Here is a 16,962-nt window from a genome sequence, read left to right on the forward strand (position 1 = left end):
TAATTCGAGTTGCAGGAAGGCGGTAATTGAGCGACAAATCGGTGTTAACCGATTTGAACGGCATTCATGCTAGCCTATCGTGTGAGCCTCACAGAGGCTCATTAATCCCCCAAGATCTTACATAGGTAAGTGACTGGCGTGAACGAAAACAGCCAACTCACATGCAGCTTGAAGTATGGCGGGTATAAACACAGTTATTCAGAGTACTCTCATGAAGCAACTGACTATTCTTGGTTCTACAGGCTCCATCGGCAACAGCACTCTGGGTGTTGTGCGTACTAATCCCGAATTATTCAAAATCACCGCATTGGTTGCTGGTCGCAATGTCCACCAGATGGCGCAACAATGTCTCGAATTTGCCCCCCGCTATGCAGCTATGTCCGATGAGACCTCGGCTAAAGCGTTACGCCTTTTATTGGCTGAAAAGGGTTCACGAACTGAGGTTTATTCCGGCGAGAAAGCAGCGTGTGAACTGGCGGCGATAGGCGATGTCGATCAGGTGATGGCTGCTATTGTCGGCGTCGCAGGGTTGCCTTCCACGCTGGCAGCTATCCGTGCAGGTAAACAAGTATTACTGGCTAACAAAGAGTCGCTGATTACCTGCGGCAAGCTTTTTATGGATGAAGTGAAGCACAGTCGTGCACAATTGCTACCCATCGATAGCGAACATAATGCTATTTTTCAGAGTTTACCTGAAAAGATTCAGTCTCAATTAGGCTATTCTTCACTGAGTGATAATGGTGTTTCCCGCATTATTTTAACAGGCTCTGGTGGCCCACTGCGTGAAACGCCATTAGCGCAATTTGCAGATGTCACTCCAGACCAGGCTTGTGCACATCCAAACTGGTCTATGGGGCGTAAGATTTCGGTCGACTCTGCGACAATGATGAACAAAGGGCTAGAGTATATTGAGGCACGCTGGTTATTTAATGCTAGCGCAGAACAGGTAGAGGTTATTTTACATCCTCAATCTGTCATTCATTCGATGGTGCGCTACCATGATGGCAGCGTATTGGCACAGATGGGTACCCCAGATATGCGGACACCTATTGCGCATGCGATGGCGTACCCCATGCGAGTAAATTCAGGCGTTGCCCCGCTGGATTTCTGTAAGATACGCGAGCTGACTTTTGCTGAGCCGGATTATCAACGTTATCCCTGCTTGAAGCTGGCTATCGATGCCTCTAATGCAGGTCAGGCCGCAACAACAGCACTGAATGCCGCTAATGAAATTTCCGTCATGGCATTTTTAGATTCGAGAATTCGTTTCACCGACATTGCAGTCATTAATCGTATTGTAGTCGAGCAGTTAACATTATCAGAGCCAGCCAGTGTAGATGAGGTATTGGCGATTGATCGTAAAGCCCGTGATACAGCCGTCCAAGCAATAGCAAAATTGAACAATTAAAAGCCTTGTAGGCTGATGTGGGAATTTGTTAGGGCAAGGCTGAGATGATATAGTCTGCATCGTCAATGGACAGATAGACTGTTGATTAGTGGCCCAATAGGTATTTAAACCGTCTATTTTGGCTGTCACTTAAGAAGCCGTGACTTGGTACACGGCTTTTTTTGTGCGCTTGCTGCCTAATGTTCGGGACGAACAATTGATTTATTGAGGAAATGAGTTCGCATTATGTCGTCTGTAAATGAAGATAGGGCTAACTTGTCACCCCTGACTCCACGCCATGTTGCTATCATCATGGATGGTAATGGGCGTTGGGCTAAAAAACAGGGTAAATTAAGGGTCTTCGGTCATAAAGCGGGAGTGAAATCAGTTCGTCGGGCTGTCAGTTTTGCTGCCACTCATCAGTTAGATGCGCTCACGCTTTATGCTTTTAGCAGTGAAAACTGGAATCGCCCTGCACAAGAAGTCACCGCACTGATGGAACTTTTTGTTCGTGCGCTGGACAGCGAAGTAAAAAGTCTGCATAAACATAATGTTCGTTTATCGGTCATTGGTGATATCAGTCGATTTAGTGAACGTTTGCAGCAACGGATCCGTCGCTCAGAAGAGTTAACGGCAAATAATGACGGTCTGAAACTTAACATTGCTGCCAATTATGGTGGTCGTTGGGATATTATTGAGGGCGTGCGCCACTTAGCTGAGCAGGTACAGCGAGGAGAATTGCAACCTAAAGATATCTGTGAAGAGTCGCTAAACTCATATATCTGCCTACATGAACAATCTGAGGTAGATTTAGTGATCAGAACCGGTGGTGAACATCGCATCAGTAATTTTTTGTTATGGCAAATCGCCTATGCTGAGCTTTACTTTACTGATGTACTCTGGCCTGATTTTGATGAACATGTCTTTGAAGGTGCGCTGAATGCATTTGCACAACGCGAGCGTCGCTTCGGGGGAACTACACCTATCGATGCCACTGCATCCTAGGGGGAACTTTTGCTGAAGTATCGTCTCATAACTGCTTTGATTTTGATTCCGGTTGTCATTGGTGCACTATTCCTGCTTCCGCCGGTTGGTTTTGCTATTGTCACTCTCGTCGTCTGCATGCTTGCAGCATGGGAGTGGGGGCAATTAGCCGGGTTTGCCAGTCGTTCTCAGCGTATTTGGTTGGCCATACTTTGTGGTTTTTTACTGATATCAATGCTGCTTAGCCTACCCGTGTACCAGCATTCAGCTCATCTTCCACAGGTGAGTGTCCCTCTCTGGCTCTCTATGGGGTGGTGGATTGCGGCATTACTGTTGGTACTAACCTATCCACGTTCTGCGGCAGTCTGGCGCGGCTCACGTCTGTTACGTGTGATTTTCGGCATTCTGACCATCGTCCCGTTCTTCTGGGGTATGGTGGCACTGCGCCAGTATGGTTATGAACAGGATCACAATATCGGCGCCTGGTGGCTGCTGTATGTGATGCTCTTGGTGTGGGGCGCCGATTCTGGCGCTTACATGTTCGGTAAATTATTCGGTAAACATAAATTAGCGCCTAAAGTCTCACCGGGTAAAACGTGGGAAGGATTAATTGGCGGTTTACTGACATCAGCTCTGATATCATGGTTGTTTGGTCGATATGCTCCATTGGATATCATCCCCGAAAAACTGTTAATCTGTTCCGTGGTCGCTGCATTGGCCTCGGTACTCGGCGATTTGACCGAAAGTATGTTTAAACGTGAAGCGGGAATCAAGGACAGTGGTCATTTGATTCCTGGTCATGGTGGGATACTGGATCGTATCGATAGCCTGACCGCAGCTGTGCCGGTATTTGCCTGCTTAATGCTGTTAGTGTTTTAATCCGTCACTGACGGGGAGTTTAGGGAATATGATGAGCATACTCTGGAGCCTTGCCGCGTTTATTATCGCACTGGGAATCTTAATTACAGTGCATGAGTTCGGCCACTTTTGGGTGGCACGGCGCTGTGGTGTTCGTGTTGAACGCTTTTCGATTGGTTTTGGTAAAGCGCTATGGCGTCGGACCGATCGTCAGGGAACCGAGTATGTTATCGCCCTTATCCCGTTGGGCGGCTATGTTAAAATGTTGGATGAACGCGTAGAGGCGGTTGCACCAGAGTTTCGCCATCAATCTTTTAACAATAAAACAGTCTTACAACGTGCTGCAATCGTCAGTGCGGGCCCTATTGCCAACTTCATTTTTGCTATTATTGCTTACTGGCTGGTGTTTATCATTGGCGTCCCAAGCGTGCGTCCGGTTGTGGGTGATATTTCGCCACAATCCATTGCTGCGCAAGCCAATATTTCTCCGGGAATGGAACTTAAGTCTGTCGACGGTATCGAAACGCCTGATTGGGATTCTGTTCGTTTGGCTTTAGTCAGCAAAATTGGTGACAAGCAAACGCAAGTTGGTGTTGCTCCATTTGGCTCTGCCAATGTGGTGCAAAAGACACTCGATTTGCGTCAGTGGCAATTTGAGCCTGATAAACAAGATCCTGTGGTTGCATTAGGCATTATCCCACGTGGCCCGCAGATTGAATCCGTCTTGGCAGAAGTCCAGTCAGGGTCAGCGGCAGAAAAGGCGGGTTTACAAGCAGGGGATAGGGTAGTTAAAGTTAATGGGCAGTTGCTGGATCGTTGGCAAACATTTGTTTTACAAGTTCGAGATAACCCCGGTAAAGCGCTGGTGTTAGATATTGAAAGGGGCGGTACCCCCTTGTCTTTAACCTTGATACCAGATACAAAATCGGTTGGAGAAAACCGCAGTGAAGGTTTTGCGGGTGTAGTGCCGAAAGTTATACCGCTTCCGGATGAATATAAAACAATTCGCCAATATGGCCCGTTTACTGCACTCTACCAAGCTGGGGATAAAACCTGGCAGTTGATGCGGTTGACGGTAAACATGTTGGGTAAACTGATTACTGGTGATGTTAAGCTGAATAACTTGAGTGGCCCGATATCTATTGCGCAAGGTGCTGGGGTTTCAGCTGAGTACGGATTGGTGTATTACCTGATGTTTTTGGCGCTGATCAGTGTCAACTTAGGGATTATCAATTTGTTCCCGTTACCGGTATTAGATGGTGGACATCTGCTCTTCCTGGCGATAGAAAAGCTGAAGGGTGGGCCGGTTTCTGAGCGAGTACAAGACTTCAGTTATCGCATCGGCTCGATTTTGCTGGTGTTATTAATGGGACTTGCACTTTTCAATGATTTCTCCCGTCTTTAACGACAGGGGATAGGTTAGGAAGAACGCATAACAACGATGGCGATGAAAAAGTTGCTCATAGCGTCGCTGCTGTTTGGCAGCGCCACCGTATACGGTGCAGACGGGTTCGTAGTGAAAGATATTCATTTCGAAGGCCTGCAACGGGTCGCCGTCGGTGCGGCGTTACTTAATATGCCGGTTCGCGTAGGCGATACCGTCAGTGATGATGACATCGGTCAAACTATTCGCGCGTTGTTTGCTACAGGCAACTTCGAGGACGTCCGCGTCCTGCGCGATGGTGATACGCTGATTGTTCAAGTCAAAGAACGCCCAACGATTGCCAGCATCACTTTCTCCGGTAATAAAGCGGTGAAAGATGACATGCTTAAGCAGAACCTGGAAGCCTCTGGCGTCCGGGTTGGTGAAGCCTTGGACCGTACCACTATATCTAACATTGAAAAAGGACTCGAAGACTTCTACTACAGTGTGGGTAAATACAGTGCTTCAGTGAAGGCTGTCGTTACGCCATTACCACGTAATCGTGTCGATCTAAAACTAGTCTTTACCGAAGGTGTATCTGCGAAAATTCAGCAGATCAACATTGTAGGTAACCATAGTTTCACAACGGATGAACTTATCTCACGTTTCCAATTACGTGATGAAGTGCCGTGGTGGAACGTGGTGGGTGATCGTAAATATCAGAAGCAGAAACTGGCTGGTGATCTTGAAACCTTACGCAGTTTCTATCTGGATCGTGGTTATGCCCGATTTAACATTGATTCAACCCAAGTGAGTTTGACACCAGATAAAAAAGGCATCTACATCACTATCAATATTACTGAAGGCGACCAATACAAGCTTAACAGCGTGGTTGTGAGTGGTAATCTTGCGGGCCATCAATCTGAAGCGGATAAACTGACCAAGATTGAGCCCGGTGAACTGTTTAACGGCAGTAAAGTTACGCGCATGGAAGAAGACATCAAGAAGATGTTAGGCCGCTATGGGTATGCCTATCCGCGTGTCGTATCTCAGCCTGAAATTAACGATGCTGATAAAACCGTCAAACTGCATATCAATGTAGATGCGGGTAACCGTTTCTATGTCCGTAATGTCCGTTTCGAAGGTAATGACACCAGTAAAGACTCCGTGTTGCGCCGCGAAATGCGTCAAATGGAAGGCGCATGGCTGGGTAATGACCAAGTTGAAGCCGGTAAAGAACGTCTGAACCGTTTAGGCTATTTCGAGACTGTTGATGTTGAAACTCAACGAGTCCCGGGAACGGCTGATCAGGTCGATGTTACTTATAAAGTTAAAGAGCGAAACACTGGTAGCCTGAACTTTGGTATCGGTTACGGTACTGAGAGTGGTGTGAGCTTCCAGGTTGGCGTGCAGCAAGATAACTGGTTGGGTACGGGTAATACTGTCGGTATTAACGGCACGAAAAACGACTACCAGACCTATGCTGAGTTTACCTTAACCGATCCATACTTCACCGTTGATGGTGTCAGTTTGGGCGGGCGTATCTTCTATAATGACTTTAAAGCAGATAACGCAGATTTATCCGGTTATACCAATAGCAGTTATGGTGTTGACGGTACCTTAGGCTTCCCAATCAATGAGAATAACTCATTGCGTGTTGGTTTAGGTTATGTTCACAATGATCTGTCTGATATGGAACCGCAAGTTGCGATGTGGCGCTATCTAGAGTCAGTAGGTCAACGTCCTGACTATACTGGGCGTGCGGGCTTTACTACTGATGACTTTACGCTGAATCTGGGTTGGACATACAACAACCTTGACCGTGGCTTCTTCCCAACTTCGGGTGTTAAATCCTCGGTGAATACGAAAGTGACTGTACCTGGCTCAGATAATGAGTTCTACAAAGTCACATTCGATACATCGGCATACCAGCCATTAGATGAAGATCGTTCATGGGTGCTGTTGGGCCGTGGTCGCTTGGGTTACGGTGGCGGTATCGGCTCGAAAGAAATGCCATTCTACGAGAACTTCTATGCCGGTGGTGCCAGCTCTGTCCGTGGTTTCCGCTCTAATAACATTGGTCCAAAAGCGGCGTATTATGCCAATAATGGAACTACAGTTAATAACTCTACCGATGCGGTAGGGGGGAACGCGATGGCGGTGGCCAGTTTAGAGCTGATTACACCAACACCGTTCATTAGTGAGAAATATTCGAACTCTGTACGCACCTCAGTCTTCATTGATTCAGGTACCGTATGGGATACCAATTGGGAAAATACTGCTCAAACACGAGCAGCGGGTATTCCTGATTACAGTAAAGCCAGTAATATTCGTGTCTCGGCTGGTGTGGCACTACAATGGATGTCGCCATTGGGGCCTTTAGTGTTCTCATATGCTAAACCGGTTAAAGATTACGAAGGCGACAAGTCAGAACAATTCCAGTTTAACATTGGTAAAACGTGGTAATTGATTGGCGAAGTACGACTGAATTTTAAAGACAGCACTGGTAGTTGGAATAACCTAAAGTTGCGTCGGCTCAGGCTGGCGCGCTCTTTGGTATAATTCAGTATTAAGTGCACTTCAAGGTGTCTCTGACACAAACAGGTAATGGTAAGGAGTTTATAGTGAAAAAGTGGTTGTGTGCCGCAGGTCTTGGTTTAGCATTGGCAGCTTCTGCCAGCGTTCAAGCCGCAGACAAAATTGCTATTGTCAACGTTTCCAGCATTTTCCAACAATTACCTGCGCGTGAAACCGTAGCTAAACAGCTGGAAAATGAATTCAAAGGCCGTGCAACCGAACTGCAAGGAATGGAGCGCGATCTGCAGACTAAAATGCAGAAATTGCAACGTGATGGTTCCACCATGAAAGCCAGTGATCGTACTAAACTGGAAAACGACGTAATGAAACAGCGTGAAACTTTCTCTACTAAAGCCCAGGCTTTCGAGCAAGATAATCGCCGTCGTCAGATGGAAGAGCGTAATAAAATCCTGAGCCGTATTCAGGATGCTGTTAAATCTGTTGCTAGCAAAGGCGGTTATGACGTGGTGATTGATGCAAATGCTGTTGCATATGCAGATCCTTCTAAAGATATCACTGCTGACGTGCTGAAACAGGTTAAATAAAACATGCCTTCAATTCGACTGGCTGATTTAGCCCAGCAGTTGGATGCACAGGTGCACGGTGATGGCGATATCGTCATCACCGGCATCGCTTCTATGCATTCTGCCGAGCCATCGCAAATCACGTTTTTGTCAAATAGCCGTTATCAGGAACAACTCGCAACTTGCAATGCTGGTGCTGTGGTGTTGACTGAGGCTGACTTACCGTTCTGTAAATCTGCGGCCCTGGTGGTTAAAAACCCTTATTTAACCTATGCACGCATGGCTCAGGTAATGGATACCACACCTCAACCCGCGCAAGAGATCGCCCCAAGTGCGGTGATTTCTCCACAGGCAACGCTGGGTGTGAATGTTTCTATCGGTGCGAATGCAGTGATAGAGTCCGGTGCCGTGCTGGGTGATAACGTGGTTATCGGTGCGGGCTGTTTTATTGGTAAGAATACTCACATTGGTGCGGGTAGCCGTTTGTGGGCCAATGTTTCCGTTTATCATGAAGTGGTAATCGGGCAAAGCTGTCTGATTCAATCCGGTGCGGTCATTGGTGCAGATGGTTTTGGCTATGCAAATGATCGTGGCAATTGGGTAAAAATACCACAGCTCGGTTCTGTACATATTGGCGACCGGGTTGAGATTGGTGCTTGTACAACGATTGACCGTGGGGCACTGGATAATACGATTATTGGCAATGGCGTCATCATTGATAACCAATGTCAGATTGCACATAACGTTGTGATTGGCGACAATACCGCAGTTGCAGGTGGTGTTATCATGGCAGGTAGCCTCAAAATTGGGCGCTACTGTATGATTGGCGGCGCCAGTGTGATCAATGGTCATATGGAGATCTGTGACAAAGTCACAATCACCGGAATGGGAATGGTGATGCGTCCAATCACTGAACCTGGGTTATACTCCTCCGGTATTCCGCTACAACCCAATAAAGTGTGGCGCAAAACAGCAGCTCTAGTGATGAATATTGATGGGATTAATAAACGCTTAAAAGCTATTGAGCGAAAAATCGATAAATAATAATCACTTAAGCCCGAAGCTCTGAGCAAATAATCAAACTTATTGGCATTGATGTCAAAAGTAGATACCCAAAGAGATTGGAGTTGCAAATAGGAAGCCAGCGAATGAGTCCTGATGAACTTACATAGGTAAGTGATTCAGGTGAATAAACGCAGCTGACACCGTTGCAATTTCAAATCCGAAGGGAGTAAAGAGTTCCTAATTTGCGGCCTGCCTAATGCCTCCCTTTTGGGGCAGTGCAGGCCGTGTTGTTGATAGCATCAGTTTTTTAGACAGGAAGAGTATTTTGACTACTGACACTCATACTCTGCACATTGAAGAGATTTTGGATCTACTGCCGCACCGTTTTCCGTTTTTGCTGGTAGATCGCGTCCTTGATTTTGAGGAAGGAAAATTTCTGCGTGCGGTGAAGAACGTCTCTTTCAACGAGCCATTTTTCCAAGGCCATTTCCCAGGTAAGCCAATCTTCCCTGGTGTGCTGATATTAGAAGCAATGGCTCAGGCTACCGGGATTTTGGCGTTTAAGAGCCGCGGTAAGCTTGAACCCGGTGAGCTTTATTATTTTGCTGGTATCGATGAAGCCCGCTTTAAACGTCCAGTAGTCCCTGGCGATCAAATGATCATGGAAGTTGAGTTTGTTAAAGAACGCCGTGGTCTGACCCGCTTTACTGGTGTTGCGAAAGTTGATGGTGAAATTGTTTGTACGGCAACCATGATGTGTGCTCGCAGCAAACCAGCAACACCTGTAGTTACAAAGTCTGAAGCTACAAGGTCTGAAGTTGCCAAGCCTGACGTTAAGGAGTCCTGATACGTGATTGACAAAACCGCCGTTATCCATCCAAGTTCTATCGTCGAAGAAGGTGCAGTTATTGGTGCTGGTGTTCATATCGGCCCCTTCTGCTTTGTCGGATCCCAGGTGGAAATCGGCGCTGGCACGGAACTGAAATCCCATGTCGTCGTTAATGGAATAACAAAAATCGGCTGTGATAATCAGATTTACCAATTTGCTTCTATTGGCGAAGCAAATCAGGATCTGAAGTATGCAGGCGAGCCTACTCGTGTTGAGATTGGTGACCGTAACCGTATCCGCGAAAGTGTTTCTATCCACCGTGGCACCGTGCAAGGCGGTGGATTAACGAAAGTAGGCAGCGATAATTTACTGATGATCAATGCCCATATAGCCCATGACTGCATCATTGGCAATCGCTGCATTCTTGCGAATAATGCAACATTGGGTGGTCATGTAGAAATCGACGATTTTGCCATTATTGGCGGAATGACTGCTATCCATCAATTCTGCGTGATTGGTGCGCATGTGATGGTGGGCGGTTGTTCTGGTGTTGCTCAAGACGTGCCTCCTTTTGTCATCGCTCAAGGCAACCATGCGACACCATTCGGTATCAATATCGAAGGGCTGAAGCGCCGTGGTTTCGACAAAGAATCACTCCATGCTATCCGCAATGCCTACAAATTATTGTATCGCAGTGGCCGGACGTTGGATGAAGTGAAGCCCGAAATTGCCGAATTGGCAGAGCAACATCCGTCAGTTCAAGCATTCATTGATTTCTTTGCTCGTTCGACTCGCGGCATTATTCGCTGACTTATGCAAAATACCCCATTATCTGTTGATCGACCGTCAAGCAGCGGGCGTCCTTTAACTATAGGTTTAGTCGCCGGAGAAACATCTGGCGATATCTTAGGTGCTGGATTGATTCGTGCATTGAAAGCTCAGGTTCCTGATGCCCGCTTTGTTGGTGTGGCTGGGCCACTGATGCAAGCTGAAGGATGCGAAGCTTGGTTTGAGATGGAAGAATTGGCAGTGATGGGCGTAGTTGAAGTATTAGAACGTCTGCCACGACTACTAAAAATCCGAAAAGAGCTAACTCAGCGTTTTAGTGAGCTCTCGCCGGATGTTTTTGTCGGTATTGACGCCCCTGATTTCAATATTACCCTTGAAGGGCGCTTGAAACAGCGTGGCATACGCACCGTTCATTATGTCAGCCCATCTGTATGGGCCTGGCGGCAAAAACGTGTTTTCAAAATTGGCAAAGCCACCGATATGATGCTCGCCTTCCTTCCTTTTGAAAAAGCGTTTTACGATCGTTTCAATGTTCCCTGCCGTTTCATCGGCCATACCATGGCTGATGCCATGCCGCTAACTCCTAATAAGAACGCGGCAAAAGCAGAGCTTGGTATTGCAGCAAATACACCTTGTTTGGCCTTATTGCCGGGTAGTCGCCATTCTGAAGTAGAAATGCTCAGTGGTGATTTTCTGCGCACTGCTGCCATTTTGCAGCAACAATTGCCTAATCTGGAAGTGTTGGTTCCTCTGGTGAACAGCAAGCGGCGTGAGCAGTTTGAGCGAATTAAAGCCGAAACGGCACCTGACCTAGCAGTGCACTTACTTGATGGTAATGCTCGTCTGGCAATGATTGCTGCTGATGCGACCTTGCTGGCTTCCGGTACTGCTGCACTGGAATGTATGTTAGCCAAGTGCCCTATGGTTGTCGGTTATCGCATGAAGCCTTTCACATTCTGGTTGGCTGAGCGACTGGTCAAGACACCTTATGTCTCGTTGCCTAATCTGTTGGCTGGTGAAGAGCTGGTGACTGAGCTGTTGCAGCAAGAGTGCCAGCCGCAAAAGTTAGCTGATGCGCTGCTACCTTTACTACAAGGTGGCTCGGCAGTAGAGGCCTTGAAAGAGCGTTTCCTGATATTACATCAGAGCATCCGCTGTGGTGCAGATGAACAGGCAGCACAGGCTGTATTGGAGCTAGCAGGGCGATGACTGATATCTTTATTTACCCGCAGGCAAATCTGATTGCGGGGGTGGATGAAGTTGGTCGCGGCCCTCTAGTGGGAGCAGTTGTCACTGCTGCGGTCATTCTCGATCCTAAACGGCCAATAGTGGGGCTAGCTGACTCGAAAAAACTGAGTGAGAAGCGCCGATTGTCACTTTACGATGAAATCACAGACAAAGCTTTATCATGGAGCCTTGGGCGCGCTGAGCCTGAAGAGATTGACCAGCTTAATATTTTGCACGCCACTATGCTGGCAATGCAAAGAGCAGTCGCAGGGCTGCATATTGCGCCCGATTATGTCTTGATTGACGGTAACCGCTGCCCAAAACTGGCTATGCCATCATTGGCTGTTGTGAAAGGTGATAGTCGAGTGGCTGAGATAAGTGCCGCTTCAATTCTGGCTAAAGTGACGCGCGATCGTGAAATGACTGAGTTGGATCTCCAATTCCCTGAATATGGTTTCGCGCAGCATAAAGGCTATCCAACCGCTGTCCATTTAGAAAAGTTGACAACTTTTGGGGCAACAGAGCACCATCGGCGCAGTTTTGGGCCGGTTAAACGCGTGCTGGGTTTAGGGTAAACCACAAAACAACATCCATAACGTATGGGTATAATTCCTTGGCAATGAGTTGCTTGGGATGTGATTCAATCCACTAATTTCTGGTGTCTGGATATGGCCGAACCTCGTTTTGTCCACCTGCGTGTTCACAGCGATTACTCCATGATCGATGGATTAGCCAAGATTGGACCCTTGGTGAAGAGAGCTGCTGCATTAGGCATGCCCGCTCTGGCCATTACCGATTTTACCAACCTGTGCGGCTTGGTAAAATTCTACGGTAGCGCGCATAGTGCCGGAGTCAAACCTATCATCGGCGCAGACTTCTATGTGCAAAGTGAAATCTTAGGTGATGAATTAGCTCACTTGACTGTGCTGGCACGCAATAATGAAGGTTATCAAAATCTTACTTTACTGATATCTGAAGCTTATCAACGCGGCTATGGCGCCGCTGGCCCTATTATTGACCGTGACTGGCTGATTAAGCATAAAGAAGGTCTGATTCTGCTGTCAGGTGGTCGGATGGGGGATGTGGGTAAGTTTATCCTGCGGGGTAATCATGCTCAGGTTGATCAGTGCCTTGAGTTTTATCAAGAGCATTTCCCTGACAGTTACTATCTGGAATTAATCCGTACTGGCCGCCCGGATGAAGAAAACTACCTTCATGCCGCAGTGGCGTTAGCAACCGAACGTGGTTTGCCCGTGGTGGCGACCAATGATGTACGTTTTATCGATGAATCAGATTTTGATGCCCACGAGATCCGCGTGGCTATCCACGACGGCTTTACTCTGGTTGATCCTAAGCGACCTAAAAACTATAGCCCGCAGCAGTTTATGCGCGACGAAGAGCAGATGTGTGAGCTGTTCGCGGATATTCCTGAGGCGCTGATTAACAGTGTTGAAATCGCTAAACGTTGTAATGTGACGATCCGGCTTGGGGAATATTTTTTACCCCAGTTCCCAACGGGTGATATGAGCACAGAAGACTTCCTGGTTGAAAAGTCTAAACAAGGTTTAGAAGAACGACTGGAGTTTTTGTTCCCTGATCCTGAAGTTAGGGCACAAAAGCGTCCTGCATATGATGAACGTCTGGAAATCGAACTAAAAGTTATTAACCAGATGGGCTTTCCCGGTTACTTCTTGATAGTAATGGAATTTATCCAGTGGTCGAAAGATAACGGAGTGCCGGTAGGGCCGGGGCGTGGTTCTGGTGCTGGTTCCCTGGTTGCTTACGCGTTGAAGATTACCGACCTTGATCCACTGGAATTTGACCTACTGTTCGAACGTTTCTTAAACCCCGAACGTGTATCAATGCCTGACTTCGACGTCGACTTCTGCATGGAGAAACGTGACCTGGTGATTGAGCACGTTGCGGATATGTATGGCCGTGATGCTGTTTCTCAGATAATTACCTTTGGTACTATGGCAGCAAAAGCGGTGATCCGCGATGTGGGCCGTGTACTGGGCCATCCTTATGGTTTTGTTGATCGTATCTCCAAATTGGTCCCGCCTGATCCGGGCATGACGCTGGAGAAAGCTTTCGCTGCTGAGCCACAACTGCCTGAAATCTATGAGGCGGATGAAGAAGTTAGAGCGCTGATTGATATGGCGCGAAAATTGGAAGGGGTAACGCGTAACGCCGGTAAGCATGCCGGTGGAGTGGTTATCGCACCAACAAAAATTACCGATTTCGCCCCGCTATACTGTGATGCGGAAGGGAACAACCCGGTTACACAGTTCGATAAGAATGATGTGGAATATGCCGGATTGGTGAAGTTCGACTTCCTTGGTGTGCGAACGCTCACTATCATTAACTGGGCGTTGGAGATGATCAACGCCCGCCGCGCGAAAACCGGATTAGAGCCGATTGATATTGCGTCTATTCCGCTGGATGACAAAAAAAGCTTCGATATGCTGCAACGTTCTGAAACGACAGCGGTATTCCAGCTCGAATCCAGGGGAATGAAGGATCTTATCAAGCGTCTAAAACCTGACTGCTTCGAAGATATGATCGCACTGGTGGCGTTATTCCGTCCCGGCCCGTTGCAATCAGGGATGGTTGATAACTTTATTGACCGTAAACACGGCCGCGAAGCAATATCCTATCCTGACATTGAATGGCAGCATGAATCCCTAAAACCAGTGCTTGAGCCAACCTACGGCATCATTTTGTACCAAGAACAGGTTATGCAGATTGCGCAGGTTCTGTCTGGTTACTCACTCGGCGGCGCAGATATGTTGCGGCGCGCGATGGGTAAGAAAAACCCGGCAGAGATGGCAAAACAGCGTTCTGTATTTGAAGATGGAGCCAAAAGCCAAGGCGTTGATGGCGAGCTGGCAATTAAAATCTTTGACCTGGTAGAGAAATTTGCCGGCTATGGGTTTAACAAGTCACACTCCGCAGCTTATGCATTGGTTTCTTATCAAACGCTATGGCTGAAAGCTCATTATCCGGCTGAGTTTATGGCTGCGGTAATGACAGCCGATATGGATAACACTGATAAAGTGGTTGGTCTGGTTGATGAGTGCTGGCGGATGGGGCTGAAAATTTTGCCTCCGGATATCAACAGCGGCCTGTATCATTTCCATGTAAATGATGAGGGCGAAATTGTTTATGGCATCGGCGCAATCAAAGGTGTGGGCGAGGGGCCTATTGAGGCCATGTTGGAAGCCCGTAAAGAGGGTGGCTATTTCAAAGAGTTATTTGATTTATGTGCCAGAGTTGACACTAAAAAACTCAATCGCCGAATTTTAGAAAAGCTTATTATGTCTGGTGCCTTTGACCGTTTGGGGCCACACCGGGCAGCATTAATGAGCTCGCTGGGTGAGGCATTAAAGGCAGCAGACCAACATGCCAAGGCAGAAGCTATTGGTCAGGTTGATATGTTTGGTGTATTGGCAGATGCGCCAGAGCAGGTTGAGCAATCTTATGCTAATGTGCCGCCGTGGCAAGAGCAAATTGTTTTAGACGGTGAGCGGGAAACGCTGGGGCTATACCTGACCGGCCACCCGATCACCCAGTATCTGAAGGAAATAGAACGTTATGCCGGCGGGCTGCGTTTGAAAGATATGCATCCGACGGATCGGGGCAAAATGACCATGGCTGCGGGGCTGGTTATCGCAGCCAGAGTTATGGTGACAAAACGCGGAAATCGTATTGGCATTTGTACTTTGGATGACCGTTCCGGGCGTCTTGAGGTCATGTTATTCACCGATGCGTTGGAAAAATATCAGCATTTGTTGGAAAAAGACCGTATCCTGATAGCCACCGGACAGGTCAGCTTTGATGACTTTAGTGGTGGACTTAAAATGACCGCCCGTGAGTTAATGGACATCAGTGAAGCTCGTGAAAAATATGCCCGTGGGCTTGCTATATCGCTGACCGACAGGCAAATTGATGACCAGCTTTTGAACCGTCTCCGTCAGTCGTTGGAACCCCATCGAGCGGGGACGATCCCAGTGCATCTTTATTACCAACGGGAAGATGCACGCGCCAGGCTGCGGTTTGGAGCTACATGGCGCGTGACGCCCACCGATCGCTTATTGATAGATTTGCGAACGCTGGTAGGTAATGAGCAGGTGGAACTGGAATTTGACTAAAATAGGAATGCTATGAGTCTGAATTTTCTTGATTTTGAACAGCCGATTGCAGAGCTGGAAGCGAAAATTGACTCGCTGACCGCAGTCAGCCGTCAAGACGAAAAATTAGATATTAATCTGGACGAAGAGGTTCAGCGTCTACGTGAGAAAAGTGTCGAGCTGACGCGGAAGATATTCTCGGATCTCGGTGCATGGCAGATTGCCCAATTGGCACGTCATCCTCGTCGCCCTTACACCCTGGATTATATCGCTAATATCTTTACTGATTTCGAAGAGCTGGCAGGTGATCGCGCCTATGCTGACGATAAAGCTATCGTCGGTGGTATCGCTCGCCTGGATGGTCGCCCGGTGATGATCATTGGTCATCAAAAAGGTCGTGAAACCAAAGAGAAGATTCGCCGTAACTTTGGTATGCCAGCTCCCGAAGGTTATCGTAAGGCATTGCGTCTGATGGAAATGGCTGAGCGCTTTAAGCTGCCAATCATTACTTTCATTGATACCCCCGGGGCTTATCCTGGTGTTGGTGCTGAAGAACGTGGTCAATCTGAGGCCATTGCGCGTAACTTGCGTGAGATGTCTCGCCTGAATGTACCTATCATTTGTACTGTTATTGGCGAAGGCGGCTCGGGCGGTGCTTTGGCAATCGGGGTCGGCGATAAAGTGAATATGCTGCAATACAGCACTTATTCCGTTATCTCACCAGAAGGCTGTGCCTCTATTTTGTGGAAAAGTGCTGATAAAGCGCCTCTAGCCGCAGAAGCCATGGGTATTACTGCTCATCGTTTGAAAGAACTAAAAATGATCGACTCCGTCATTCCTGAGCCTTTGGGCGGTGCGCATCGTGATTATCTGGCGATTGCCGCTTCACTGAAAGCACAGCTTCTGGCTGATCTCAGCGATCTGGATGTGCTGAATGACGAAGAATTATTAAATCGTCGTTACCAGCGTCTGATGAACTATGGTTATTGCTGAGTAACTGCGTCCACATTGCAGGTCATTTAAGTTAGATATTGAAATCCGGTGCATATATTATGTACCGGATTTTTTATTTATTAGCCCCCAGCTCACGCTGGCAAGCCACCCTGCCATGTTATATCCGCTCAGTTTGTAACTGATCATTTATAAACAGATAAATAATATTGTTTAAACATCGTAGATGCAGACTGAGTATTTATCTCAAAATAATGTTTAACCTCATAATTTTCGGCTAAAAGATATCCTGTGTTGAATTTTCATGTTGTTATAGATGATTAGTGAACAATTTGAGG

General features: G+C 47.4%; 13 protein-coding genes. All 13 read left to right on the forward strand.

The genetic code is table 11. The features are described 5' to 3' along the window. Nucleotides 1-211 precede the first annotated feature (211 nt). Nucleotides 212-1,408: a 1-deoxy-D-xylulose-5-phosphate reductoisomerase gene (gene ispC / locus ACF3VQ_RS04485; protein ID WP_392433569.1), complete on the forward strand. Its 1,197-nt coding sequence runs from the start codon at nucleotides 212-214 to the stop codon at nucleotides 1,406-1,408. Nucleotides 1,409-1,633: 225 nt separating this feature from the next. Continuing rightward, nucleotides 1,634-2,392, forward strand: coding sequence for a (2E,6E)-farnesyl-diphosphate-specific ditrans,polycis-undecaprenyl-diphosphate synthase (gene ispU / locus ACF3VQ_RS04490; protein ID WP_392433570.1), 759 nt, complete (start codon nucleotides 1,634-1,636; stop codon nucleotides 2,390-2,392). Nucleotides 2,393-2,401: 9 nt separating this feature from the next. Next, a complete protein-coding gene (cdsA, locus tag ACF3VQ_RS04495) occupies nucleotides 2,402-3,250 on the forward strand; it encodes a phosphatidate cytidylyltransferase (protein ID WP_392433571.1) in 849 nt (282 codons plus the stop codon). A 28-nt stretch (nucleotides 3,251-3,278) separates the two neighbouring features. Continuing rightward, complete coding sequence (gene rseP / locus ACF3VQ_RS04500) at nucleotides 3,279-4,634, forward strand: sigma E protease regulator RseP (protein WP_392433572.1); 1,356 nt, start codon at nucleotides 3,279-3,281, stop codon at nucleotides 4,632-4,634. Nucleotides 4,635-4,670: 36 nt separating this feature from the next. Beyond that, entirely contained in the window at nucleotides 4,671-7,058 is a 2,388-nt protein-coding gene (bamA, locus tag ACF3VQ_RS04505; RefSeq protein WP_392433573.1) for an outer membrane protein assembly factor BamA, read from the forward strand. Nucleotides 7,059-7,216: 158 nt separating this feature from the next. Continuing rightward, nucleotides 7,217-7,714, forward strand: a complete 498-nt coding sequence (skp, locus tag ACF3VQ_RS04510; protein WP_011816966.1) for a molecular chaperone Skp — start codon at nucleotides 7,217-7,219, stop codon at nucleotides 7,712-7,714. Nucleotides 7,715-7,717: 3 nt separating this feature from the next. Continuing rightward, nucleotides 7,718-8,737: a UDP-3-O-(3-hydroxymyristoyl)glucosamine N-acyltransferase gene (gene lpxD, locus ACF3VQ_RS04515; protein WP_392433574.1), complete on the forward strand. Its 1,020-nt coding sequence runs from the start codon at nucleotides 7,718-7,720 to the stop codon at nucleotides 8,735-8,737. Nucleotides 8,738-9,023: 286 nt separating this feature from the next. Beyond that, nucleotides 9,024-9,545, forward strand: coding sequence for a 3-hydroxyacyl-ACP dehydratase FabZ (gene fabZ, locus ACF3VQ_RS04520; RefSeq protein WP_392433575.1), 522 nt, complete (start codon nucleotides 9,024-9,026; stop codon nucleotides 9,543-9,545). Nucleotides 9,546-9,548: 3 nt separating this feature from the next. Then, entirely contained in the window at nucleotides 9,549-10,337 is a 789-nt protein-coding gene (gene lpxA, locus ACF3VQ_RS04525) for an acyl-ACP--UDP-N-acetylglucosamine O-acyltransferase (RefSeq protein ID WP_392433576.1), read from the forward strand. Between the two features lie 3 nt (nucleotides 10,338-10,340). Further along, nucleotides 10,341-11,525, forward strand: coding sequence for a lipid-A-disaccharide synthase (gene lpxB, locus ACF3VQ_RS04530; RefSeq protein WP_392433577.1), 1,185 nt, complete (start codon nucleotides 10,341-10,343; stop codon nucleotides 11,523-11,525). Then, nucleotides 11,522-12,118: a ribonuclease HII gene (rnhB, locus tag ACF3VQ_RS04535; RefSeq protein ID WP_392433578.1), complete on the forward strand. Its 597-nt coding sequence runs from the start codon at nucleotides 11,522-11,524 to the stop codon at nucleotides 12,116-12,118. The genes lpxB and rnhB overlap by 4 nt, the downstream gene beginning before the upstream one ends. A 93-nt stretch (nucleotides 12,119-12,211) precedes the next feature. Next, nucleotides 12,212-15,694, forward strand: coding sequence for a DNA polymerase III subunit alpha (gene dnaE, locus ACF3VQ_RS04540; protein WP_392433579.1), 3,483 nt, complete (start codon nucleotides 12,212-12,214; stop codon nucleotides 15,692-15,694). A 12-nt stretch (nucleotides 15,695-15,706) separates the two neighbouring features. Beyond that, the gene (gene accA, locus ACF3VQ_RS04545; protein WP_392433580.1) at nucleotides 15,707-16,666 is read left to right on the forward strand and encodes an acetyl-CoA carboxylase carboxyl transferase subunit alpha; all 960 of its coding nucleotides are present in this window, start codon (nucleotides 15,707-15,709) and stop codon (nucleotides 16,664-16,666) included. The last annotated feature ends 296 nt before the right edge of the window (nucleotides 16,667-16,962 follow it).

It is taken from the genome of Yersinia fenwicki (assembly GCF_043099325.1).
Taxonomy (GTDB): Bacteria; Pseudomonadota; Gammaproteobacteria; order Enterobacterales; family Enterobacteriaceae; genus Yersinia.